Annotated in this window: 25 protein-coding genes and 1 tRNA gene; 15 read left to right on the top strand and 11 right to left on the bottom strand. The window is 60.7% G+C overall.

The genetic code is table 11. The annotated features are described in order from the left end of the window. Window positions 1-17: 17 nt before the first annotated feature. The gene (locus V7747_RS05965) at window positions 18-524 is read left to right on the top strand and encodes a TIGR02444 family protein (protein WP_335615136.1); all 507 of its coding nucleotides are present in this window, start codon (window positions 18-20) and stop codon (window positions 522-524) included. Here the strand turns inward: V7747_RS05965 and V7747_RS05960 are convergent. The 7 genes from V7747_RS05960 to V7747_RS05930 all read right to left on the bottom strand — a co-directional run bounded on the left by V7747_RS05960 (window position 505) and on the right by V7747_RS05930 (window position 4,066). Next, complete coding sequence (locus tag V7747_RS05960) at window positions 505-1,038, bottom strand: hypothetical protein (protein ID WP_335615135.1); 534 nt, start codon at window positions 1,036-1,038, stop codon at window positions 505-507. The genes V7747_RS05965 and V7747_RS05960 overlap by 20 nt on opposite strands. Before the next feature lie 16 nt (window positions 1,039-1,054). Next, on the bottom strand, window positions 1,055-1,528 hold the full coding sequence (rsd, locus tag V7747_RS05955; RefSeq protein ID WP_335615134.1) for a sigma D regulator: 474 nt from the start codon (window positions 1,526-1,528) through the stop codon (window positions 1,055-1,057). Between the two features lie 91 nt (window positions 1,529-1,619). Next, window positions 1,620-2,141, bottom strand: a complete 522-nt coding sequence (locus tag V7747_RS05950) for a DUF3833 domain-containing protein (RefSeq protein WP_335615133.1) — start codon at window positions 2,139-2,141, stop codon at window positions 1,620-1,622. 18 nt (window positions 2,142-2,159) lie between these two features. Next, window positions 2,160-2,669, bottom strand: coding sequence for a disulfide bond formation protein B (locus V7747_RS05945; protein WP_335615132.1), 510 nt, complete (start codon window positions 2,667-2,669; stop codon window positions 2,160-2,162). 165 nt (window positions 2,670-2,834) lie between these two features. Further along, window positions 2,835-3,323, bottom strand: coding sequence for a protein-export chaperone SecB (gene secB, locus V7747_RS05940; RefSeq protein ID WP_335615131.1), 489 nt, complete (start codon window positions 3,321-3,323; stop codon window positions 2,835-2,837). A gap of 61 nt (window positions 3,324-3,384) precedes the next feature. Beyond that, window positions 3,385-3,642 carry a glutaredoxin 3 gene (grxC, locus tag V7747_RS05935; protein ID WP_335615130.1) on the bottom strand — a complete coding sequence of 86 codons (258 nt, stop codon included), beginning with the start codon at window positions 3,640-3,642 and terminating at the stop codon, window positions 3,385-3,387. A gap of 1 nt (window position 3,643) precedes the next feature. Then, on the bottom strand, window positions 3,644-4,066 hold the full coding sequence (locus tag V7747_RS05930) for a rhodanese-like domain-containing protein (protein WP_335615129.1): 423 nt from the start codon (window positions 4,064-4,066) through the stop codon (window positions 3,644-3,646). 233 nt (window positions 4,067-4,299) lie between these two features. Between V7747_RS05930 and gpmI the strand changes: the two genes are divergently transcribed. The 4 genes from gpmI (at window position 4,300) to V7747_RS05910 (ending at window position 9,534) form a co-directional block, all read left to right on the top strand. After that, window positions 4,300-5,835 (top strand): 2,3-bisphosphoglycerate-independent phosphoglycerate mutase, encoded by a 1,536-nt coding sequence (gene gpmI, locus V7747_RS05925; protein WP_335615128.1) that lies wholly within the window; start codon window positions 4,300-4,302, stop codon window positions 5,833-5,835. Window positions 5,836-5,882: 47 nt separating this feature from the next. Further along, window positions 5,883-7,145: a murein hydrolase activator EnvC family protein gene (locus V7747_RS05920; protein ID WP_335615127.1), complete on the top strand. Its 1,263-nt coding sequence runs from the start codon at window positions 5,883-5,885 to the stop codon at window positions 7,143-7,145. A gap of 67 nt (window positions 7,146-7,212) precedes the next feature. Then, the gene (locus V7747_RS05915; protein WP_335615126.1) at window positions 7,213-8,493 is read left to right on the top strand and encodes a S41 family peptidase; all 1,281 of its coding nucleotides are present in this window, start codon (window positions 7,213-7,215) and stop codon (window positions 8,491-8,493) included. Between the two features lie 54 nt (window positions 8,494-8,547). After that, window positions 8,548-9,534, top strand: coding sequence for a divergent polysaccharide deacetylase family protein (locus V7747_RS05910; RefSeq protein WP_335615125.1), 987 nt, complete (start codon window positions 8,548-8,550; stop codon window positions 9,532-9,534). Between the two features lie 12 nt (window positions 9,535-9,546). Here the strand turns inward: V7747_RS05910 and hisF are convergent, their stop codons facing one another. The 4 genes from hisF to hisB all read right to left on the bottom strand — a co-directional run bounded on the left by hisF (window position 9,547) and on the right by hisB (window position 12,485). Beyond that, a complete protein-coding gene (hisF, locus tag V7747_RS05905) occupies window positions 9,547-10,320 on the bottom strand; it encodes an imidazole glycerol phosphate synthase subunit HisF (protein WP_335615124.1) in 774 nt (257 codons plus the stop codon). A gap of 81 nt (window positions 10,321-10,401) precedes the next feature. Next, window positions 10,402-11,151 carry a 1-(5-phosphoribosyl)-5-[(5-phosphoribosylamino)methylideneamino]imidazole-4-carboxamide isomerase gene (hisA, locus tag V7747_RS05900; protein WP_335615123.1) on the bottom strand — a complete coding sequence of 250 codons (750 nt, stop codon included), beginning with the start codon at window positions 11,149-11,151 and terminating at the stop codon, window positions 10,402-10,404. 96 nt (window positions 11,152-11,247) lie between these two features. Next, complete coding sequence (gene hisH, locus V7747_RS05895) at window positions 11,248-11,889, bottom strand: imidazole glycerol phosphate synthase subunit HisH (RefSeq protein WP_335615122.1); 642 nt, start codon at window positions 11,887-11,889, stop codon at window positions 11,248-11,250. Between the two features lie 2 nt (window positions 11,890-11,891). Beyond that, window positions 11,892-12,485 carry an imidazoleglycerol-phosphate dehydratase HisB gene (gene hisB / locus V7747_RS05890; RefSeq protein WP_092286246.1) on the bottom strand — a complete coding sequence of 198 codons (594 nt, stop codon included), beginning with the start codon at window positions 12,483-12,485 and terminating at the stop codon, window positions 11,892-11,894. 179 nt (window positions 12,486-12,664) lie between these two features. Here hisB and V7747_RS05885 point away from each other — a divergent pair, with 179 nt between their 5' ends. From V7747_RS05885 to V7747_RS05840, 10 genes are all read left to right on the top strand, one after another. Then, window positions 12,665-13,780, top strand: a complete 1,116-nt coding sequence (locus tag V7747_RS05885; RefSeq protein WP_335615121.1) for an NAD(P)/FAD-dependent oxidoreductase — start codon at window positions 12,665-12,667, stop codon at window positions 13,778-13,780. Window positions 13,781-13,830: 50 nt separating this feature from the next. Next, window positions 13,831-15,993 carry an AsmA family protein gene (locus tag V7747_RS05880; RefSeq protein ID WP_335615120.1) on the top strand — a complete coding sequence of 721 codons (2,163 nt, stop codon included), beginning with the start codon at window positions 13,831-13,833 and terminating at the stop codon, window positions 15,991-15,993. After that, on the top strand, window positions 15,990-17,048 hold the full coding sequence (gene mutY, locus V7747_RS05875) for an A/G-specific adenine glycosylase (protein WP_335615119.1): 1,059 nt from the start codon (window positions 15,990-15,992) through the stop codon (window positions 17,046-17,048). The genes V7747_RS05880 and mutY overlap by 4 nt, the downstream gene beginning before the upstream one ends. A gap of 12 nt (window positions 17,049-17,060) precedes the next feature. After that, window positions 17,061-17,333 carry an oxidative damage protection protein gene (locus V7747_RS05870; protein WP_092286238.1) on the top strand — a complete coding sequence of 91 codons (273 nt, stop codon included), beginning with the start codon at window positions 17,061-17,063 and terminating at the stop codon, window positions 17,331-17,333. 89 nt (window positions 17,334-17,422) lie between these two features. Further along, window positions 17,423-17,498, top strand: a tRNA-Phe gene (locus tag V7747_RS05865). Between the two features lie 266 nt (window positions 17,499-17,764). Further along, the gene (locus V7747_RS05860; protein WP_335615118.1) at window positions 17,765-18,532 is read left to right on the top strand and encodes an ABC transporter ATP-binding protein; all 768 of its coding nucleotides are present in this window, start codon (window positions 17,765-17,767) and stop codon (window positions 18,530-18,532) included. Between the two features lie 14 nt (window positions 18,533-18,546). Beyond that, window positions 18,547-19,296 carry an ABC transporter substrate-binding protein gene (locus V7747_RS05855; RefSeq protein ID WP_092286234.1) on the top strand — a complete coding sequence of 250 codons (750 nt, stop codon included), beginning with the start codon at window positions 18,547-18,549 and terminating at the stop codon, window positions 19,294-19,296. 41 nt (window positions 19,297-19,337) lie between these two features. Next, complete coding sequence (locus V7747_RS05850; protein WP_335615117.1) at window positions 19,338-20,030, top strand: ABC transporter permease; 693 nt, start codon at window positions 19,338-19,340, stop codon at window positions 20,028-20,030. Beyond that, complete coding sequence (locus V7747_RS05845) at window positions 20,027-20,731, top strand: ABC transporter permease (protein WP_335615116.1); 705 nt, start codon at window positions 20,027-20,029, stop codon at window positions 20,729-20,731. The genes V7747_RS05850 and V7747_RS05845 overlap by 4 nt, the downstream gene beginning before the upstream one ends. 11 nt (window positions 20,732-20,742) lie before the next feature. Beyond that, window positions 20,743-21,948 (top strand): methyltransferase, encoded by a 1,206-nt coding sequence (locus tag V7747_RS05840; RefSeq protein WP_335615115.1) that lies wholly within the window; start codon window positions 20,743-20,745, stop codon window positions 21,946-21,948. The last annotated feature ends 32 nt before the right edge of the window (window positions 21,949-21,980 follow it).

Here is a 21,980-nt window from a genome sequence, read left to right as displayed (position 1 = left end):
GAGCAGTGGAGTGAGTAATGAACGAGGTTAATCCGGATCTACGTAGTTGGGCGCTGGACTGTTATGCCCGGCCGGGCATAGCGCCCGCGCTGCTGGCGCTGCAAGATGAGTGCGCGCAGGATGTGCTGCTGTTGCTGACGGTCACCTGGTTATGGTCGCAGGGGCGAGCCGTGCCGGGCCAGAAGCTGGCCTGGCTGGTGGGGCTGCATAGTCCCTGGCAGCATCAGGTCATTGATCCCGTGCGGGTGGTACGTCGTCGTCTGAAGCAGGACCCGGCGGCGCAAGCGCTGTATCAACAGGCGAAGCGGTTGGAGCTGGAAGCAGAGTTGTTGCAGATGGCACGGTTGCAGGACTGGGCGCTGGCGGTGGCGGAGGCCGGGGGCGGCGAATTACGTGAGCACTTGCTGGCGCTGAGTAGCGTGCAGCAGCCGAGCTGTGGTGAGCGCTTGGAGAATTTGCTGGAGAGGTACGCGGCCGCTGCCGAAGCAGCGGCGCAGATCGGTTTCAGTTCGCCGGCGGGGTAGCGGCCGCTTTCGGCTTCCGCGCGGCGGGCTTGTTGCTGCGCTGGGCGGCTGGGCGACGGGCACGCGGCTTGGCCGCAGGCTTTGGGTTGTCACGCTTGTCGAGCGCCTGGGCAACCTGGTTGTCGATTCGCTCAAGGCCTTTGGCCAGGCGTAGCGTCTGGCGCACGTCGCTGGTCAGTTGCTTGATGTAGCTCTCGGCCTTTTGCCGCGCTTCATGCAGTTCCACCTTTGCAGCTTCCAGCTCGGCCAGTTTCTTGCGCGTCTTGTTGGCTGGCTTGTCAGGCTGCTCGGCTTCACGGCTGCTGAGTTTCTGCTGGGTCTGGCTAAGTTTGAGGTCGAGCTTTTCCTGCTGGCGCTGCAGCTTTTCCAGTGCCTTGCGGGCATCCTGCTCTGCTCGGGCGCAGGCGTCAGTCAGGTGCTCGTTGAGCGTTCTGGTCATGGTCTGCAGCAGATGCAGTGGGTTGGATACCGGGTCGCTGGCTTTGGCGGCTTTGCTGTTGTCGGTGCTGGTCACTGGGGTTTCCTGTGGCTCAGACAGTGCTGAGCATGTCCTTGTGAGCGGTATGCAGTACTTCGATCAGGCAGTCTTCCAGCTCGAAGCGCTCATGCAACAGGCCGCCCAGGTGATGCAGGCGGGTTTGCATGGTTTCTTCATCGACGCCGCAATCGGGCTGGCCGTAGGTGTCGTTGAAGGTCACCGCTTCACGGGTAATGGTTTCAATGCGTGGGTAAACCTGATGGGCCAGTTCGATGCCGCGCTGATCCTTGAAGTCTTCCGCTTCGCGCATCAGTTGTTCGTAGATTTCGAAGTGCCCGGCAGACAGGTAGTCGACCAGTGCATCGCAGAAGGCCGCGAGTTCGGTATCGGGTGCGCTGCTCGGCGCCTGACGTTTGCGCAATTGGGTGTAGTTCATGACCATCTGCTTGCGCTCGGCAAGCCAGCGGTCGATCAGCTGGTGAACGCCGCCCCAGCGCTCCTGGGAGTTTGTGCAACTGTCCAGCATCTTCCACCTCGTCGAAGGGGCCGGCATGCCGGCAAAATGGGTGTGTCTCGTCTCGTTGTCGCAACAGAATAGGCCAGTCGATGGCTGTGCTTCAAGGTTTATAAAAGTTGAGTGTGATGCTGCCCAAAGTGACACCCCACTTGCTCATGATCGCGCGGTTGAGCATCACCTTGTCATCTATCAGGTACATGCGGTCATCGAGATCCACGACCCAGGTTCTACCATCCACTGGCAGACGCAATCGGTAGGCCCAGTGGAAGGCGTTGCCGGCCACTTTGCCGGTTGCTACGCCCTCAACGTCATCAGCAGTACCCTGCCAGCTGCCGTCGCTTTGCCGGGTGAGCGTCCAGACGCGGCGCTCGGTCGAACCATCGGAATAGGTGAAGCGCTCATCCAGGGTTCCGGTATCGCCTTGCCATTGGCCCGTCATCTTCACATGGAAGCGTTTGATGACCTTGCCGCTGCGATCCTGGAACATGCCCCAGGCCTGCAGATCTCCGTTCAGATAATCCTGCAAGGAGAGCGCCGGTTGCTCGGCGGCATACTGCTCCACATCGGAGCTGGCACAGGCTGCCAGCGTGCAGCACAACAGCAGTATCAGTAGCGTTTTCATACCGAGCTCCCGGTGGGTTCAGTCGACCTTGCGCAGTAACTGCATCAGGCCAAAAACGGTAAAGCAGACGAAGGCAATGAGCGTGCCTTCGGCGATGCTCAGGCCAAGGAAGGTCCAGGTGACTTCAGCGCATTGGGCGGTGCCGCTGAATACCTGGCTGAGCACTTCCCAGAAGGGCAGGGCTTCTAACATGTAATCCAGTGGCAGCATGCAGGTAGGCACTTGGTCGGCGGGCAGATGCTGCAGCCAGACCTGGCGCGCGGCTGTTGCTCCGCCGAACAGACTGGCAACGATCAGCAGCACGGCATAGATCCGTGCGCCGGTGCGCTTGCCGTTGCGTGGGGTCGGATTGTGCAGTACGGCAGCCAGGCAAAGCAGGCCAATCACAATCACCGCCACGCGTTGCAGGATGCACAGCGGGCAGGGCTCCAGGCCAACCACGTGTTCCAGATACAGGGCGGTACCCATCAGAAGTACACAGACGATGAAAGCAAGCAGGTAAAGGGGGCGGGAGGCCGGCAGGGTCATGCGATAGTCCGTCTTCTGCAAATTTGCGGTTGCTTACCTTAGAGCATGCGCTGCGTGGCGCACAAGGCAAAAGTCGGTTTACGAGGGGCTGTAGTTGTGGACGGTAGAAACAGGCAGATGAAAGGTGTGGCGCGTCTTTGCAAGGGCACGCCACATCGGTTGCAATCAGGCGGTACCGGCTGCTTCCTGAGCGCGGCGCTGCTCTGCCTGAGCATAGAGCGCGTCGAAATTGACCGGCGACAGCATCAGAGGAGGGAAGCTGCCACGCAGAACCAGATTGTCGATCGCTTCACGCGCATAGGGGAACAGGATGTTCGGGCAGAAAGCGCCCAGCGTGTGGCGCAGTGCGGCTTCTTCCAGGCCATTGATGGCGAAGATGCCGGCCTGCTGCACTTCAGCGATGAAGGTAGTTTCGTCTTCGCCGTTGGTTACCGTGGCGTTCAGGGTCAGTACGACTTCGTACATGCCTTCCTGAAGCTCAGTGTGACGGGTGTTCAGATCGAGATTGACCTGCGGGTTCCACTGGGCCTGGAAGACGCTGGGCGCCTTGGGTGACTCGAAGGAAATGTCCTTGGCGTAGATGCGCTGCAGGCTGAACTGCGGCTGGCTGGCTGCGCCGTTGGCGGCTTGATTGTTCTGGTTTTCGTCGGCCATGCTCGATCCTTAATCAATATGCTCGTTAGTGTGGTTTAAAGCGGTAGATAAATCTGGCTGATTACCCTGCCAGCAGGCTGTCGAGTTGTCCAGCGCGCTCACAGGCGAAGAGTTCGTCGCACCCACCGATATAGGTCTTGCCAACCCAGATCTGCGGTACCGAGGTGCGGCCGCCAGCCAGGCGCGTCATTTCTGCGCGAACGGCAGGGCGGCCATCGACATTGATTTCCTGGTAATCGGCCTGTTTGCGATCAAGCAGCTGCTTGGCGCGAATGCAGAAAGGGCAGTAGTTGCTGCTATAAATGACGACCTTGGCCACGTTATTTCACCAGCGGCAGGTTGTCTGAGCGCCAGCCGCCGATACCGCCGGATAGCCGTGCTACGTTTTCGTGACCTGCTGCCTTGAGCTGCTTGGCACAGCCGCCGGCATGTTGGCCTGCAGCGCAGACCAGCAGCAATGGCTTGCCCTTGTGCTTGTCCAGCTCGCTGAGGCGGGTCGCCAAACTATCGAAGGGAATGTTGATCGAATCAACGATATGGCCTGCGGCAAAGTCTTTTTTCGGCCGAACATCGACCACGACAGCGTTCTCGCGGTTGATCATGGCGGTAGCCTGCTGGGTACTGACGGCAGCGCCGGATTTGCGTCCTTCGGTGAACAGCAGCAGGCCGAGTACAACGAGGAAGGCGGTGGTCAGCAGGTAGTGCGCGCTGATGAATTCAATCAGGTGTTGGAGAAACTGCATGGGGATGCTTCCGAAATCGATAAAGTGGGCGAGTATACACCAAGGCTGCGCCGGAAAAGCGCGCGTTGGTCAGCTGCAAGCAAGCGAGGCAGGCTAGCAGCCCGAGGGTTGCTGCGTCGAGCATGACAGGCCGCGGCGCGGCAAGTAAACTGTGGGCCTGATTTTGTCGCCTGGCGCAGCCCTGGTTGGCTGTGGCCCTTCTCGCCCAATTCAACCTGTGAGTTAATTTCAGTATGACAGCAGCCCCCAAGCCCGTAGTGCTTATGATTCTGGACGGTTTCGGTCACAGCGAAACTCCCGACTCCAACGCCATCATGGCGGCGAACACCCCGATATGGGACAAGCTGTGGGCTAGTGCACCGCACACCCTGGTGTCGGGTTCGGGTATGGATGTAGGCCTGCCGGATGGGCAGATGGGTAACTCCGAGGTGGGGCACATGAATCTGGGTGCCGGGCGGGTGGTCTACCAGGACTTCACTCGCGTAACCAAGGCCATCGCCGATGGCGACTTCTTCACCAATGAAAACATCTGCGCCGCCGTCGATAAGGCGGTCAGTGCCGGGCGCGCGGTGCATGTGCTTGGCCTACTGTCGCCAGGCGGTGTACACAGCCATGAGGAGCACCTCGCGGCCATGGTCGAGCTGGCGGCCAAGCGCGGCGCCGAATACATCTATGTACACGGCTTTCTCGACGGCCGTGACACGCCACCGAGAAGTGCTGCGCCGTCGCTGCAACTGATGGAAGACACCTACGCGCGCCTTGGCAAGGGCCGCACCGCCAGTTTGATTGGCCGTTACTTTGCAATGGATCGCGACAACCGCTGGGATCGCGTTGAGGCCGCCTACCGATTGATTACCGAAGGCCAGGGCGAGTTTGCTGCGCAGACCGCGACCGACGCTCTGACCGCAGCTTATGAGCGCGGCGAGAGCGACGAGTTCGTCAAAGCCACCACCGTGGGCGAGCCGGTGCGGGTTGAGGACGGTGATGCCGTGGTGTTCATGAACTTTCGCGCTGATCGCGCACGCGAGCTGAGCCGCGCCTTTGTCGAGCCCGACTTCAGCGGTTTTGTCCGGCCACGCGCGTTGCAGCTGGCCGGCTTTGTTATGCTCACTCAGTATGCGGCGTCCATTCCGGCGCCTTGCGCCTACCCGCCTGCGTCGCTCGATAACGTGCTGGGCGAATATTTGGCCAAGCAGGGCAAGACTCAGCTGCGTATCGCCGAGACTGAAAAATACGCGCATGTGACCTTCTTTTTCTCCGGCGGCCGTGAAGAGCCGTTTGAGGGCGAAGAGCGCATCCTGATTCCCTCGCCACAGGTCGCTACCTACGATCTGCAGCCGGAAATGAGCGCTCCCGAGGTTACCGACCGTATTGTCGAGGCAATTGAGCAGCAGCGTTATGACGTCATCATCGTCAACTACGCGAATGGCGACATGGTCGGGCATACCGGCGTATTCGATGCGGCGGTCGCGGCGGTGGAGTGCCTGGATAAGTGCATTGGCCGTATTGCCGAGGCGCTGGGCAAGGTTGGCGGCGAAGCACTGATCACCGCTGACCATGGCAACGTCGAGCAGATGGCTGATGACCACACCGGCCAGGCACACACCGCCCACACCTGCGAGCCAGTCCCCTTCGTTTATGTCGGGCCGCGCAATGTCGAGCTGCGTGACGGCGGCATTCTGTCTGATGTGGCGCCTACCATGCTGACGTTGCTGGGCCTGCCGCAGCCGGAAGAAATGACCGGTCGCTCGATAGTGACGCGGGTCTGACGCTAGCTGGACTGAAACCCATTCACCTGAAACCGGAGGCAGAGCCAATGGAGTGGCTGAAGAAGCAGGCACACCGTTACAGCCTGCCGCTGGCGGCGGCAGCGCTGAGCGGCTTGTTGCTGAGCGCGGCGCTGCCCGCCAGCGCACAGCAAACCGATTCGCGTGAGGCCCGCGCCGAGCTGGAAAAGACCCAGGCTGACATTAAGCGCCTGAAAGACATGCTGGATGGACTCAAGCAGGAAGTCTCCGGCCTGGAGTCTGAGCTGAAGGAAAGCGAGACCGACATTGGTCGACTCAAGCGCGAAAGCAATGAGCTGGAGCAGCAGATCCGTGACGGCGAAACCCGCCTGCTGGATCTGCGCGATCAGGCCAGGGCCTTGCAAGCCTCGCTGGAAACGCAGCAGGAGCAAATCGCTCAGCAGGTGCGAGCAGCCTACATGGCCGGGCAGCAGGGCTACCTCAAGGTGCTGCTGAATCAGGATGATCCGGGCCGCATGGCGCGAATGATGCGTTACTACGAGTACGTGGGGCAGGCGCGCGTTGAGGAGATCAACCGCTTCAACGACACCCTGAGCCAAATTCAGCTCGCCAGCGCCGATATCGTGCGCGAACAGGCCGCCCTGCAGAGCGCGCGCGAGGACCTGGCGGCACGTGAAAGTGCGCTGCAAACGCAACAGCAAAAGCGCACGCAGTTGCTGGCCTCGCTGCAGGGGCAGAGCCGCTCGGAAGCGCAGAAACTCGCTGCGCGGGAGTCCGAACGGGCGGCTCTGAACAAGTTGATCAAGCAACTGGACGAGGCGATCACTAGTCTGCCTACGCCAGAGCCGCCACGGGCGCAACCTCAAGGCTCCAGTGAGAACCCGATTGCGATTCAGGCGCCCGCCCGCTGGTCGGCGGGCGGCCTGGCATTTGCCCAGGCACGCGGCAAAATGCCCTTGCCGGTGCGTGGGAGGATCACCTCGCGCTACGGCAGTCAGCGCGGCGGTGATGCCCGCTTGAAATGGGATGGCTTGTTGATCTCCGCCGCCGTCGGCACGCAAGTGAAGGCTATTCACGGCGGCCGCGTGGTCTTCGCCGACTGGTTGCGTGGCTCCGGTCTGTTGCTGATTCTCGATCATGGCAATGGTTATCTGAGCCTGTACGGCCACAATCAGACCCTGTTGCGTGAAGTGGGCAGCTGGGTGCAGCCGGGTGAGGCCGTTGCTACGGTAGGCAATAGCGGAGGCCTGTCCGAGCCTTCGCTGTATTTCGCTATTCGCCACAAGGGCCAGGCCCTCGACCCGTTGGCGTGGTGTATGCTGTCGGGGTGATGCCTCATGCCGCTGTGCCCCAGGCCATCAGGGGTATCGTCCGCTTTTCTTGCGTTGGGAGAGTTAAATGATTGCAGTGCGTAGTCTGTTGGTTGCCGGTCTGAGCCTGAGTCTCAGTCTGGTCCCTGTCCATGCGCAAGAAGCACAACAGGAGGCTGCTGCACCTCTGCCGTTGAACGATTTGCGGACCTTCGCCGAAGTTTTCGAGCGTATTCGCACGGCGTATGTCGAGCCGGTCGATGACGCCACTCTGCTGGAAAACGCTATTCGCGGGATGCTCGAAGGGCTCGATCCGCATTCTGCCTATATGGGGCCGGATGAGTTTGCCGGCCTGCAGGACAGCACCCAGGGACACTTCGGTGGTCTGGGGATTGAGGTTGGCCAGGAAGACGGCTTCCTCAAGGTCGTCTCGCCCATCGATGACACCCCAGCTGCTGCGGCCGGTATCGAAGCGGGTGATTTGATCGTCAAGATCGATGATCAGCCGGTCAAGGGCATGAGCCTGATGGACGCGGTTGACAAGATGCGCGGCGAACCCGGCACCAGCATTCGGCTGACGCTGGTACGCAATAATGGCCGGCCCTTCGAGGTCAAGCTTGAGCGCGCCATCATCAAGGTCAAGAGCGTCAAGTCGGAGATGTTGGAGCCCGGATACGGTTATCTGCGAGTGACCCAGTTCCAGGTTAATACGGGTGACGAGCTGCGTACCAACCTCAACCGCCTGAAAGCCGAGGGTGAGCTTAACGGCCTGGTGCTGGATCTGCGCAACAACCCGGGCGGCGTGCTGCAGTCAGCCGTTGAAGTGGTGGACACCTTTGTCGACAAGGGGCTGATCGTTTACACCAAGGGCCGTCTGAGCAACGCCGAAATGCGCTTCAGTGCGACCGCGAACAACCCCTCTGGTGATATCCCGCTGGTGGTGCTGATCAATGGCGGCTCGGCGTCGGCTTCCGAGATCGTGGCCGGTGCGCTGCAGGATCTTGGGCGCGGCGTGATCATGGGCACCGACAGCTTCGGCAAGGGCTCGGTACAAACCGTGTTGCCGCTGAATAATGACCGTGGCCTGAAGCTCACTACTGCGCTCTATTACACGCCCAAGGGGCGCTCGATTCAGGCCCAGGGCATAGTCCCGGATATTCGTGTCGAACGCGCGCACCTGACCTTGGATGAAGCCGAAATCAGCTACCGTGAAGCGGATCTGGCCGGTCACCTGAACAACGCCAGTGGCAACGAAAAGCCCACCTCCGCGGCAGCGCGTGGTGACAGCCCCTTGGCGGATGATTACCAGTTGAGCCAGGCAGTGAGCCTGCTCAAAGGGTTGAACGTCGCGCGTACCCGCGTGCAGTAAGCGCCGCCGGTGTTCTTGGCGAAAGCAAGGCGCCACCGCAACGGTGGCGCAGGCGTGCTGGTTGCTGTCCTGTTGGCAGCCGTGCTGCTGGGTGGCTGTTCCGAGGATGAGTCGGCTGAGAGTGCTGGTCAGCCGAGTGAGTCTGTGGTCACTGCGCCCGCAGCCGAAATCGCCGAGCCGCCGACGGAAAATAACCCCCCTGAGCCCATAGCGTCGGCAGCGCCTGCCCACTCAGCGGCTGATGGCGCCGATGCACCCTATGGTTTGGGCATGCCAGCGCTGGAGCCGTTACCCGCGCCGCAGCCAGCGGAGCAGGAACCGCCTGAGCAGTCACCCGAGGTGGCACCTGCAGCCTCGGATGAAGCTGAGGCGTTGCCGAGGCTGGGCATCATTATCGATGACGTCGGCAATAGCCGCAGTGCTGGCGAGCGGATTATCGCGCTGCCGGCGCCGGTGGCGCTGGCCATCATGCCCTTCACCCGCAACGCGCAAGCATTGGCCACGCTGGCAGCTGAAGCCGGCAAGCCGGTGATGCTGCATCTGCCGATGGAAAATCTGGCCGGGTTGGCGATTGGCGAGGGTGGTCTCAGCACGCGCATGTCCCGGGCCGATTTTGAGGCCCAGCTGCAGGCTAGCCTGAATGCCTTCACGCCAGTTCAAGGCGTCAACAATCATATGGGCAGCAAGCTGACCGCCGACCGTGAGCGCATGGACTGGTTGATGACGCAGCTGGCCGCGCGGCAACTGTTCTTTGTCGACAGTCGCACCACTAAGGAAACCCAGGCGGCCTTCGCTGCGCAGGCGGCGGGTGTGCCGAGCGTGTCGCGCGACGTATTTCTCGACAACGAGCGCACGCAAGTTGAGCTGGATCGGGAGTTTCGCCTGGCTCTGGAGCGGGCGCGAAAGCAGGGGGCTGCGGTGTTGATTGGCCATCCGTATCCGGAAACCCTGGCCTTTCTTGAGCGGCAGTTGCCGGGGCTGGAGAGGCGTGAAGGTGTGCGGCTGGTTAGCGTGCAGGCGTTGCTGCGCCAGCCGCACTGAGGCGTCTGTGGGTTAGAGACGCATCTCGATACCGCGCTCGGCCATGTAGGCCTTGGCCTCGTGCACGGTGAATTCACCGAAGTGGAAGATACTGGCGGCCAGCACGGCATCTGCGCCGCCCTGAGTTACGCCGTCGGCCAAGTGCTGCAGATTGCCGACACCGCCCGAGGCGATCACCGGGATGTGCAGGGCATCACTGATGGCGCGGGTGACACCCAGATCGTAGCCGCTCTTGACCCCGTCCTGATCCATGCTGGTAAGCAGGATTTCGCCGGCGCCCAGCTGTTCCATCTTGCGTGACCACTCAACGGCGTCCAGCCCGGTGGGCTTGCGCCCGCCGTGGGTGAAAATCTCCCAGCGGCCTGGCTCGCCCGGAGCGGAAACCCGCTTGGCGTCGATAGCCACGACGATGCACTGTGAGCCGAAGCGGTCGGCAGCCTCACCCACAAACTCCGGATTGAATACCGCCGCGGTATTGATCGAGACCTTGTCGGCGCCGGCATTGAGCAGATTGCGAATATCCTGCACGGTACGCACGCCGCCGCCCACGGTCAGCGGAATGAATACCTGACTGGCCATGCGCTCGACCGTGTGCAGCGTGGTGTCACGTTCCTGGTGGCTGGCGGTGATGTCGAGAAAGGTGATTTCGTCGGCGCCCTGCTCGTTGTAGCGGCGTGCAATCTCCACCGGGTCACCGGCGTCACGGATGTTCTCGAACTTGACGCCCTTGACCACGCGACCGTTATCGACGTCGAGGCAGGGGATGATGCGTTTGGCCAGGGGCATGGGCTTTCTCCGAGAGCAGCTGGGAGCGGTGCGCTTCAGGCTGCAAGCAAAATCTGTAAGGCGGTGCCAGCAAGTGCCGGCTTATCGCTCGTTGCTGGCCGCGTACTCATCGCACAGCGCCTGTGCCACGGCCACATCCAGGGTGCCTTCATAAATGGCGCGACCGGTGATGGCGCCGATGATGCCGGGTGTGGTGGTGTCGAGCAGGGTCTGAATGTCGCCCAGGTTGTGAATGCCGCCTGAGGCGATCACTGGAATCGAGGTGGCGTTGGCCAGTGCGGCCGTGGCTTCCACGTTGCAGCCTTGCATCATGCCGTCTTTGGCGATGTCGGTGTAGACGATAGCGGAGACGCCGTCGGCTTCAAAGCGCTTGGCCAGGTCGATGACCTGAATGCTGCTGACCTCGGCCCAGCCGTCGGTGGCAACAAAACCATCCTTGGCGTCCAGACCAACGATGACCTTGCCGGGGAAGGCACGGCAGGCTTCGGCAACAAATTCGGGCTCTTTCACCGCCTTGGTGCCGATGATCACGTAGCTGACGCCAGCCTTGATGTATTCCTCAATGGTGTCGAGCGAGCGGATACCGCCGCCAATCTGAATCGGCAGGTCGGGGTAGCGCTTGGCAATGGCCGTGACTGCCGCGCCATTGACCGGCTTGCCTTCAAAGGCGCCGTTCAGGTCGACCAGGTGCAATCGGCGGCAACCGGCTTCGACCCATTTGGCCGCCATGGCCACAGGATCGTCGGAGAACACGGTGGCATCGTCCATCAGGCCTTGGCGCAGGCGCACACAGGCGCCGTCTTTGAGGTCGATAGCGGGAATAATGAGCATAAGTTTTTCCTTTGGAAAAAGAGCTTCAAGTCTCAGGTTGTGGGCCTCAAGCGGTTGTGCTTGTTGCCTGCAGCCCGTGCCTCGCGGCTCTGATCGTTACCAGCGCCCATCCCAGGCAAGAAAGTTCTGCAGCAGCTGCAGGCCGTTGGTGTGGCTTTTCTCGGGGTGGAATTGGGTGGCGAATACGTTGTCTTGGGCCAGCGCAGCGGCAAAGTCGACGCCGTAGTGGCAGCGGCCGGCCAGCTGGGTGGTCTTGCCTGGCGCGGCGTAATAGCTGTGCACGAAGTAGAAGCGGGCATTCTGTTCAATGCGGTGCCACAGCGGATGGTCGAGGGTCTGCTGTACCTGGTTCCAGCCCATGTGGGGCACCTTCAGGCGCACATCGCCATCGTACAGTTCGTCGCCAAAAAATTTTACCTCGCCGGGGAACAGGCCGAGGCTGTCGACGCCGCCATTCTCTTCGCTGTGCTCCAGCAGCATCTGCATGCCCACGCAAATACCGAGCAGAGGCTTTTCCTTGGCGACCTGATGCACTACCTGGTCGAGGCCGAGCTGGCGCAGTTCGCTGACGCAATCACGGATAGCGCCCACGCCTGGCAGCACTACGCGGTCGGCGTTGAGGATGGCCTGTGGGTCGCTGGTTACCTCAACCTGCTGTGCACCCACGTGCTCCAGTGCCTTGGCAACCGAATGCAGGTTGCCCATGCCGTAGTCGATGACGGCTACATGAGTCGACATGCTTACAGACAGCCCTTGGTGGAGGGCATGATGCCGCTCATACGTTCATCCTGCTCGATAGCCATGCGCAGTGCGCGACCAAAGGCCTTGAACACGGTTTCGATCTGGTGGTGGGTATTCACACCGCGCAGGTTGTCGATATGCAGGGTCACCTGGGCGTGGTTCACAAAGCCCTGGAAGAACTCCATGAACAGGTCAACATCGAAGCCACCCACGCTGGCACGGGTATAAGGCACGTGCATCTGCAGGCCGGGACGACCGGAAAAGTCGATCACCACGCGTGACAGGGCCTCGTCCAGTGGCACATAGGCGTGGCCGTAACGGCGAATGCCCTTCTTGTCGCCAATGGCCTTGGCAAAGGCCTGGCCCAGGGTGATGCCCACGTCTTCAACGGTGTGGTGATCGTCAATGTGCAGGTCGCCACGGGCCTTGATGGTCATGTCGATCAGGCCGTGTCGGGCGATCTGGTCGAGCATGTGCTCAAGGAAGGGAACGCCAATATCAAAGTCGGCCTCGCCGGTACCATCAAGGTTGATGGCGACATTGATCTTGGTTTCCAAAGTGTCGCGCGCGACGCTGGCCTTGCGCTCCGCCATGGTTAATCTCCGCTGAAGTTGTCGGTCAAAGGCGGGCATTATACGTGGCTGCGGGGTAGTGGGCTACAGCCGGCTGATTGCCTGTGCTGATCGCCCCGACCGGGCTCCCCGCTGTCATTGCGTGACTGAGCACGGCAGAATGCAGGACAGTGGTGACTTGCGGAGCATGGGCGCAGACGATGGCGACTGATTTTGACCTGGTGGTGGTAGGCGCCGGCGTGGTGGGGCTGGCGGTGGCCCAGCGCCTGGCACGCGATGGCCGCAGCGTGCTGGTGCTGGAACAGGAGGCCTGGATTGGCCAGCATGCGTCCAGCCGCAACAGCGAAGTCATTCATGCTGGCATCTACTATGCGCCGGGCTCTTTGAAGGCGCAGTTGTGTGTTGAGGGCAGGGATTTGCTCTATGCCTGGTGTGCCGAGCACGGCGTGGCCTATCGACAGGTCGGCAAATTGCTAGTGGCGGTTGAACCTGAGGAAGTTGCCGCGATGACTCGCCTGCAGGCCAATGCTGCCGCCAATGGGGTTGACCTGCAGTGGCTGGACGCGGCGCAGGTGCACGCGCTGGAGCCGCAGGTGCGCGCGGTGGCCGGGTTGTTTTCGCCGCTCACGGGAATAATCGATAGCCACGCCCTGATGCAGTCGTTTGAGGCTGCCTTGCAGCGCGCCGGCGGCATGCTGAGCTGTCGTGCCTGGGTACAGGGCATCACGCCAATCAAGCAGGGTTTGTGCGTGACCGGACATAGTGATGGTCAGGCATTCAGCATCAGTGCCCGCCAGGTGGTTAACGCCGCGGGGCTGTTCGCCCAAACGCTGCAGCGGGGCGTGGCCGGCGCCATACAGGTGCCGCCGGTTCACTGGTGCCAGGGACGCTATTTCAGCTACGCCGGGTCGTCGCCCTTTCGCCATCTGGTTTACCCTATGCCGGATTCGAATAACGCCGGTCTGGGGGTACACGCGACCCTCGATCTGGCCGGGCAGTTACGCTTTGGGCCGGATGTGCGCTATACCGATGAATTGGATTATCAGGTAGATGCGCATTTGCGCGAGGCGTTTGGCGCGGCGGTGCGACGTTACTGGCCGGCGTGCGACCAGGCGCGTTTGCAGCCGGCCTACGCTGGGGTGCGGGCCAAGCTGAGCGGCGCGGGGGAACCGGCCATGGATTTCGTCCTCCAAGGCCATACAAGTCATGGTGTGCGTGGGTTGGTCAGCATGTTCGGTATCGAATCGCCAGGGCTGACCGCCAGTCTGGCGCTGGCCGAAAGGGTCAAGCGGATGCTGGACGCTGACATGAACTGAATTGCGCTGCCCTGCGGGAAATACGCGGCAGGCCAACATAAGGAGAGATGATGAAAGCCTTTGCCAAGGTAGTGGGGCTGGTGGTGTTCGGCATTGTGGTGCTGGCCATTGGTGTACTGTTTTTTCTCACGCGCATGTTCGATCCGAATGACTATAAAGAAGACATTCAACAAGCCGCCCGTGAGCAGGCGAATATCGAACTGACACTGGGTGGTGATATCGGCTGGTCGCTCTTCCCGTGGTTGGGTATCGAGCTCAAGGGCGTAGGTGTAGCCCCCACCGAGCAGCCGGACCAACCGTTGGCGCAGGTCGGCTCGCTTGGGCTGGGCGTCAAGGTATTGCCGTTGCTACGCCGGCAATTGCGCATGAGTGATGTGATTCTCGACGATGTGCGTCTGCAGCTGGTGAAGTCGGCAGAGGGCGAGGGCAACTGGGCCAATATTGGCCCGCAACAGTCTGCTGATGACGCCTCGGTGAGCGGCGACAGCACACCCGCGCCCAGTACCAAAGACAAGGAAATGGATTTTGCCGTGGAAAGCGTGCAGATCACCAACGCCAGCGTGCGTTACGAGGATCGGCAGAGCGGCCAGATACTGACTCTGGATCAGGCGAATCTGACCACCGGCGCGCTGATTGAAGGCGAGCCCTTCGATGTCAGTTTCCTCGGCATGCTGACCACCGATAAACCCGCGCTGCGCGTGCGGCTGGATGTGAAGACGGTTGCTCAGTTTGACTTGGGGCTCAAGCGTTATCAGTTGGATGCACTCGACATGAAAGTCGATGCCAGCGGCGAGCCCTTCTCCGGCCGTGCGGTCAATCTGCAGCTGCAGGGTGATGGCCTGCTTGATCTTACAGCGCAGGTCGCGGAGTTGAACCAACTACGCATGACGCTGGGTGACATGCGCGCTACCGGTGCCTTGAAAGTCACCGCGCTGGATAAAGAGCCAAAGCTGGCTGGCCAGCTCAACGTTGCGGATTTTGACGGCCGTGATTTACTGCGTGACCTAGGCCAAGAGCTGCCAGACATGGCAGACCCGGGCGCCCTGTCGCAGATTTCGCTGGCCACCCGGCTGGACGGCAACGCCGCCAGCCTGATGCTTAGAGATCTGACGCTAGTGGTTGATGGCGCAACGCTCAAGGGCGAGCTGGGTCTGGCTGATTTTGATCGGCAGGCCCTGCGCTTCAAGCTGGCTGGCGACAGCTTCAACCTGGACAACTACCTGCCACCGGCTGAAGAGAAGGATGGCAGCGCCGGGCAGGCAACCGGGGGCAGCAAGTCGACCGCAGCGCCACAGGAGTGGAGCGATGATGCGGTTTTGCCGCTGGAACGCCTGGCCTCCCTGGACGTGGACGGCAGCCTGGCATTGCAGCAGGTCACTCTCACCGGGCAGATCATCAAGCCCTTTACCCTGGCCGCCAGCGCGCGCGATGGGCGTATTCAGCTTAAACAGCTAGACGGCGGCATTTTCTCCGGCACCTTTGTCAGTAAAGGCGAAATTGATACCCGCAAGACTCCGGTTAGCCTGGCGCTTAGCGGTCAGCTCAAGGGCGTGGATTCGCTGGTTGCACAGCAAGCCTACGAGGTGCCGGCGCAGGTGCGTGGCGCGTTGGATCTGGACCTGGACCTTAATATGCGCGGCAACAGCCTGCGCCGCTGGATGAATACGCTCGGCGGCAACGCGCGCTTCCAGGTAGATGACGGTGCCCTCTTGGGCGTCAATCTGGAACAGCAACTATGCCGCGCCATCGCGCTGGCCAACCGCAAATCGCTGAGCGGCGAACACGGCAGCGAGAATACGCCGTTCGAGCAACTGAACGGCAGCTTCAGTATTCGCGACGGGCAGATCAGCAACCGCGATCTGGTGGCCAAGCTGCCGGGCATCGCTGCCAAGGGCAAGGGCGAGGTGAATCTGCCGGATCAGCGCCTGGATTATCGTATCGGTTTGTTGCTGGAAGGCGACAAGAGCGATATGCCGGACGAGGCCTGCCAGGTCAACGAGCGCTACGTCGGCGTTGAGTGGCCGGTACGTTGCCAGGGTTACCTGCACAACGCAGCCAGCAGCTGCGGCGTTGATACCGAAGGGGTAACCAAAATTGCCGGCCAATTGCTGGGTAATGAAGCCAAGCGCAAGCTGGAAGAGCGCCTTGAGGACAAGCTGGGCGATAAAGCGCCTGAGCTGCGCGACGCGATCAAGGGGCTGTTTTCCAATTGAAGCCCGATGAGTTTGCCCAGCGCGTGCTGGATTGGTACGACGCGCACGGTCGCAAGGACCTGCCCTGGCAGCAGGACAAAACGCCCTATCGTGTCTGGGTCTCGGAGATCATGCTGCAGCAGACCCAGGTCGCGACAGTGATCCCCTACTTTGCGCGCTTCATGGACGCTCTGCCCGACGTGCAGGCACTGGCAAACGCCAGCGACGATGAGGTGCTGCATTTATGGACGGGGCTGGGTTACTACACCCGGGCGCGCAACCTGCACAAAGCAGCCAAGCAGGTGGTTGCCGAGCATGGTGGTGAGTTTCCGCGCAGCATTGAGGGTTTGATAGCGCTGCCAGGTATCGGGCGCTCTACCGCTGGCGCCATTGCCTCGCTCAGCATGGGGCTATGGGCGCCGATTCTCGACGGCAACGTCAAACGGGTGCTGGCGCGTTTTGGTGCGGTTGAAGGCTGGCCCGGTGAAAAGTCGGTGCATGATCGTTTGTGGCGCATGGCGGAGCGCTACACGCCCCAAAACAGGGTGCAGGACTATACCCAGGCGATGATGGATATGGGGGCCACGCTTTGTACGCGCAGCAAACCCTCCTGCCTGCTGTGTCCGCTGAAGGAAGGGTGTGAAGCGCGATTGCTGGGCGAGCCTACCCGCTTCCCCGGTTCCAAACCGCGCAAGGTGTTGCCGGTGCGCCAGTGCGTGATGCCGCTGTTGTTGAACCCGCAGGGCGAGGTCTGGTTGCAACGCCGCCCGGCGACAGGCCTCTGGGGCGGACTCTGGAGTCCGGTACAACTGGATGATCAAGAGGCGTTGTCGGCCTGGTTGCAGAGCCGGCCGCTGGCGATTGAACACAGCGAGCCGCTGCCTGGCTTGCGGCATACCTTCAGCCACTTCCATCTGGATATTCAGCCGGTGCTGGTGCGGGTGCATGCTGTCGACGGCGTGGCTGAACCCGGCGAGGTCTGGTATAACCTGCGCGAACCCAGTCGCCTCGGTCTTGCCGCACCAGTGAAAAAATTGCTGAAGCAGATTGAAGCGCATCTTCCATCCCCTGCCTGAAGGAGTTCATCAATGACGCGCATGGTGATGTGTCGCAAGTACAAAGAAGAGTTGCCCGGTCTGGAGCGGCCGCCCTATCCCGGCCCCAAGGGCGAGGCGATCTACCAGGACGTTTCCAAGCGTGCCTGGGATGAGTGGCAGGCGCACCAGACGATGCTGATCAACGAGCGCCGGCTGAATATGATGGATCCCGAGGATCGGCGCTTTCTGCAGGCGGAAATGGACAAGTTTCTTGCTGGCGAAGATTATGCTCAGGCCGAAGGTTACGTACCTCCGAGCGCATGATGTTTTGGTAAGCGGCTGAAAAGTAGAAAATATTTTTCAACAGGCGCTTGACACAAAAAGGCTTAAACCGTTTAATAGCGGCCCTTGATGCCCAGATAGCTCAGTCGGTAGAGCAGAGGATTGAAAATCCTCGTGTCGGCGGTTCGATTCCGTCTCTGGGCACCACTTATATTGCAAAAGCCCGCTGGCAACCCCAGCGGGCTTTTTTGTTTCTGGCAGGGCAGAGCTGTCTAGCTCGCGTATTGGCAAGACTTTTGCCTGTACTTGCCGGTCGGTGACCGAAACAGGGTTCTTGGTCATGCAGATCAGCTGTGCTAGTTTTGCCAGAATATGACGCCCGGACGTCTGCAGAAGGATCTGTGTCCCGGCTGCTGCATCACAAATGCGGCGGTAATACACCTGACGGCTAAACGCCTAGTGGATAACGATACGTGACTTCGCCCGCTCTAGAAGTGCGCAACCTGCACAAACGATACGGCGACCTTGAAGTACTCAAGGGCGTTGATCTGGTCGCCAACGATGGCGACGTTATTTCCATCCTCGGTTCCTCCGGATCCGGCAAGAGCACGCTGCTGCGCTGCATCAATCTGCTGGAAAATCCGCACGCTGGCCAGATTCTGGTCGCCGGCGAAGAGCTTAAGCTCAAGCCTGGCCGTCAGGGCGAGCTGGTCGCCGCCGACAACAAGCAAATCAACCGTCTGCGGGCTCGGGTCGGCTTTGTCTTTCAAAGCTTCAACCTGTGGCCGCACATGAGCATCCTCGACAATATAATCGAAGCGCCGCGGCGCGTGCTTGGCCAGTCCAAGGCCGAGGCGGTTGAGGCGGCCGAGGCCTTTCTGGAAAAGGTCGGCATTGCCGACAAACGCCATTCTTTCCCTGCACAACTTTCCGGTGGCCAGCAGCAGCGTGCTGCCATCGCTCGCACGCTGGCCATGCAGCCGCGTGTGATCCTGTTCGATGAGCCCACCTCGGCACTGGACCCGGAAATGGTCCACGAGGTTCTTACGGTGATTCGAGCCCTGGCGGATGAAGGTCGTACTATGCTGTTGGTAACCCATGAAATGGGCTTTGCCCGGCAGGTATCCAGCCAGGTGGTGTTTTTGCATCAGGGGCTGGTCGAAGAAATCGGCACCCCGGAAAAAGTGTTCGACAACCCCGGTTCCGAGCGCTGCCGACAGTTCATGTCAAGCCATAAATAAATAGGAGTAGATCCATGAAACAATACAAAAAGGTTTTGCTGGCAACTGCCACAGCGTTGTTTATGAGTGCTCCGGCCTTTGCCGAGACACTGCGCATTGGCACAGAAGGTGCCTATCCTCCCTTCAACCTGGTTGACAGCAGCGGTGAAGTCGTCGGCTTCGACATCGACATCGCCAACGCCCTGTGCGCCGAGATGAAGGTTGACTGCACCGTGGTGACCTCTGACTGGGACGGCATCATTCCCGCGTTGAACAACAACAAGTTCGACTTCCTGGTGGCCTCCATGTCGATCACTGACGAGCGCAAGCAGGCGGTTGACTTCACCAACCCCTACTACACCAACAAGCTGCAGTTCGTGGCGCCCAAGTCGGCCGATTTCAAAGTTGATGAAGCCAGCCTGAAAGGCAAGACCATCGGTGCCCAGCGCGCGACCATCGCCGGTCAGTGGCTGGAGGACAACATGGCTGACGTGGTGGATGTGCGTCTGTACGACACCCAGGAAAACGCTTATCTGGACATGAACTCCGGCCGTATCGACGGCGTGCTGGCTGATAACTTCGTGCAGTACGAGTGGCTGCAGAGCGAAGCGGGCGCCAACTTCGAGTTCAAGGGCGAGCCGGTATTCGATAATGACCAGATCGGGATTGCCGTGCGCAAGGATGATCCGCTGCGTGAGCGCCTGAACACCGCGCTGCAGGCCATCATCGATAATGGTACCTACGAGACCATCAACGCCAAGTACTTCCCCTTCAGCATCTACTGATCACCAGCCGGGCCCTGCGGGGCTCGGCCTGGAAAATGCCCATGCTTGATTTACAAGGTTTCGGTCCAGCCCTGCTCGAAGGGACCTGGATGACCATTCGTTTGTCCCTGGCGGCGGTCGCCGTCGGCCTGGTGTTCGGTCTCCTTGGCGCTTCTGCCAAGATTTCGAACAATGTTTTTGCGCGCTCACTTGGCGGCTTTTATACCTCCGTGGTGCGCGGTATTCCGGAAACCGTCTGGGTGCTGATGATGTACTTCGGTACGGTTTCGGCATTCAATGCGCTCGGTGCCCATTTCGGCAATCCGCGGCTCTCACTCAGCCCCTTCGTGGCCGGCACTCTGGCATTGGCGTTGTGTTTTGGTGCCTATGCTACCGAGGTGTTTCGTGGTGCGCTGCTGGCGATTCCGGCAGGGCAGAAGGAAGCCGGACTGGCGTTGGGGCTGTCGAACTGGCGGATTTTTTACCGTATTACCCTGCCGCAGCTATGGCGTGTTGCCTTGCCGGGGCTGGGCAATCTCTATCTGATTCTGCTCAAGGATACCGCGCTGGTGTCGCTGATTACGCTGGATGAAATCATGCGCAAGGCGCAGGCGGCGGCCAATGCCACCAAGGAGCCTTTTACCTTTTATCTGCTGGCGGCGGGTATCTACCTGTTTCTCACGGTCTTCATCATGGGCGCGCTGCACTGGTTTGAACGACGTGCAAACCGTGGATTTGTGAGGACGGAGCTATGAACCTGGCGGAAACCTGGGCGCTGATCGAGCGCTTCCTGCCGCAGCTGTGGGAAGGGACCCTGGTCACCCTGCAACTGGTTGGCCTGGCCGTGATCATCGGCCTGTTTCTGGCCATCCCGCTGGGTCTGGCCCGAGCTTCTCGACATTGGTATATCCGTGCCTTGCCTTACAGCTATATCTTCTTCTTCCGTGGCACTCCGCTGCTGCTGCAGCTGTTTTTGGTTTATTACGGGATTTCGCAATTTCAGGCGGTGCGCGACAGCTTTTTGTGGCCCTACCTGCGTGAGCCCTTCTGGTGTGCGCTGATTACGATGACCATGCATACCGCTGCCTATATCGCCGAGATCCTGCGCGGCGCCATTCAAGCGGTACCGCCAGGTGAAGTCGAAGCGGCGCGTGCACTGGGTATGTCACGGCGTCAGGCACTGCAGCACATCATCTTGCCGCGGGCGATTCGCATCGGTCTACCAGCCTATGGCAACGAAGTGATCCTGATGCTCAAGGCCAGTGCTGTGGTCTACACGGTGACCATGATGGACATCATGGGTGTGATTCGTACCATCAACTCGCGCACTTACGAGTACGAGCTGTTCTTCATGGTCGCGGGTGTCATGTACCTGATCATCACCCTGGTGTTTACCCAGCTGTTTCGCCTGGTTGAGCGCTGGCTCAAGGTGGACGCCAGCCGGCAGGCGCGCTGAGTAGCGCAGCGGTGAGCTTAGCGGCGCGCTTTGCCGAGCTGGATCAGTGGCTGCACCAGCATCAGGCGCTGTGGCGCGCCAAACCCTTTACCCAGCTGAGCTTGGCCTGGGAGGCGGACTGGCCCGAGCTGGCGCACTGGCTGCGCCAGCGTAGTCTCGCCGACGCCGAAGCCGCGCACCACCGGCCACAACAATTGCCGGCGCCAGAGCCCTTTGCTTCACTCGCCGTCGAGTCGGCCCGGCTTAGCCAACTGCCCCGCTGGCAGGCTGCGTCGGCAGAGCATCTGCCAGAACCCTTGTACCGTCACATTCCCGGCCGTAAGTGGCAGCAGATAACCCACTTTGCCGGTGTCGCCAGTGCAGGTTTGCAGATGCCTGCAACACGTTGGGTAGACTGGTGTGCCGGCAAGGGCCACCTTGGGCGCCTTTTGGCATGGCAGGGTGGGCAACCGCTGATCTGTCTGGAGCGTGATGACACCTTGAGCCAGGCCGGTGCCGCATTGAGCCAGACGCTGGCGGTGGCTGCGCAGCATCGGCAAGTAGACGTGCTGGCGCCGAGCTGTGTCGAGCATCTGACCTGCGGCGATTCCCTCGTTGCCTTGCATGCCTGTGGCCAGTTGCACATGACCTTGTTGCAGCAAGTGGTTGCCAACCAGTGTCGGCAGCTGGCGCTGTCACCTTGCTGCTATAACCGCATCGCATCCGCGCATTACCAACCGCTTTCCAGCGCAGCCAAGGTCGCGCAACTGCAAGTGAGTAGGGACGACCTGTCGTTGCCCCTGCAGGAAACGGTCACTGCTGGTCAGCGTGAGCGGCAGCAGCGCGATCGCTCCATGGCTTGGCGCTTGGCGTTCGATCTATGGCAGCGGGAGGCAAGGGGAGTCGACAGCTACCTGCCTACCCCCTCCAAACCTCCGGGAGGCACCGCGCAAGGTGTTGCCGGCTTCTGCCGCAGCCTGGCGGCGTACCATCAGCTGCAACTGGCGGAACCGAACAGCTGGACGCAATTGGAGCAGCGCGGTTGGCAGCGCCTGGCGCAAGTGCGCAATCTTGAACTGTTGCGCGGGCTGTTCCGTCGTCCACTGGAAGTCTGGTTGTTACTGGATCGTGCCTTGTACCTGCAGGAATCTGGATATCAGGTACAACTGGGCGAGTTCTGCCCCAGCAGCCTGACTCCGCGTAATTTGCTGCTGCTGGCGGAAAAACAGAACCCATAGGTCATCACCAGACTGTGAACGGGTAGTGCACA

Origin of the sequence: Halopseudomonas sp., from assembly GCF_036960865.1 — a bacterium.
Classification (GTDB): Bacteria; Pseudomonadota; Gammaproteobacteria; order Pseudomonadales; family Pseudomonadaceae; genus Halopseudomonas.
Note: the sequence above shows the minus strand (reverse complement) of the source record. Positions and strands in the feature narration are given on the sequence as shown.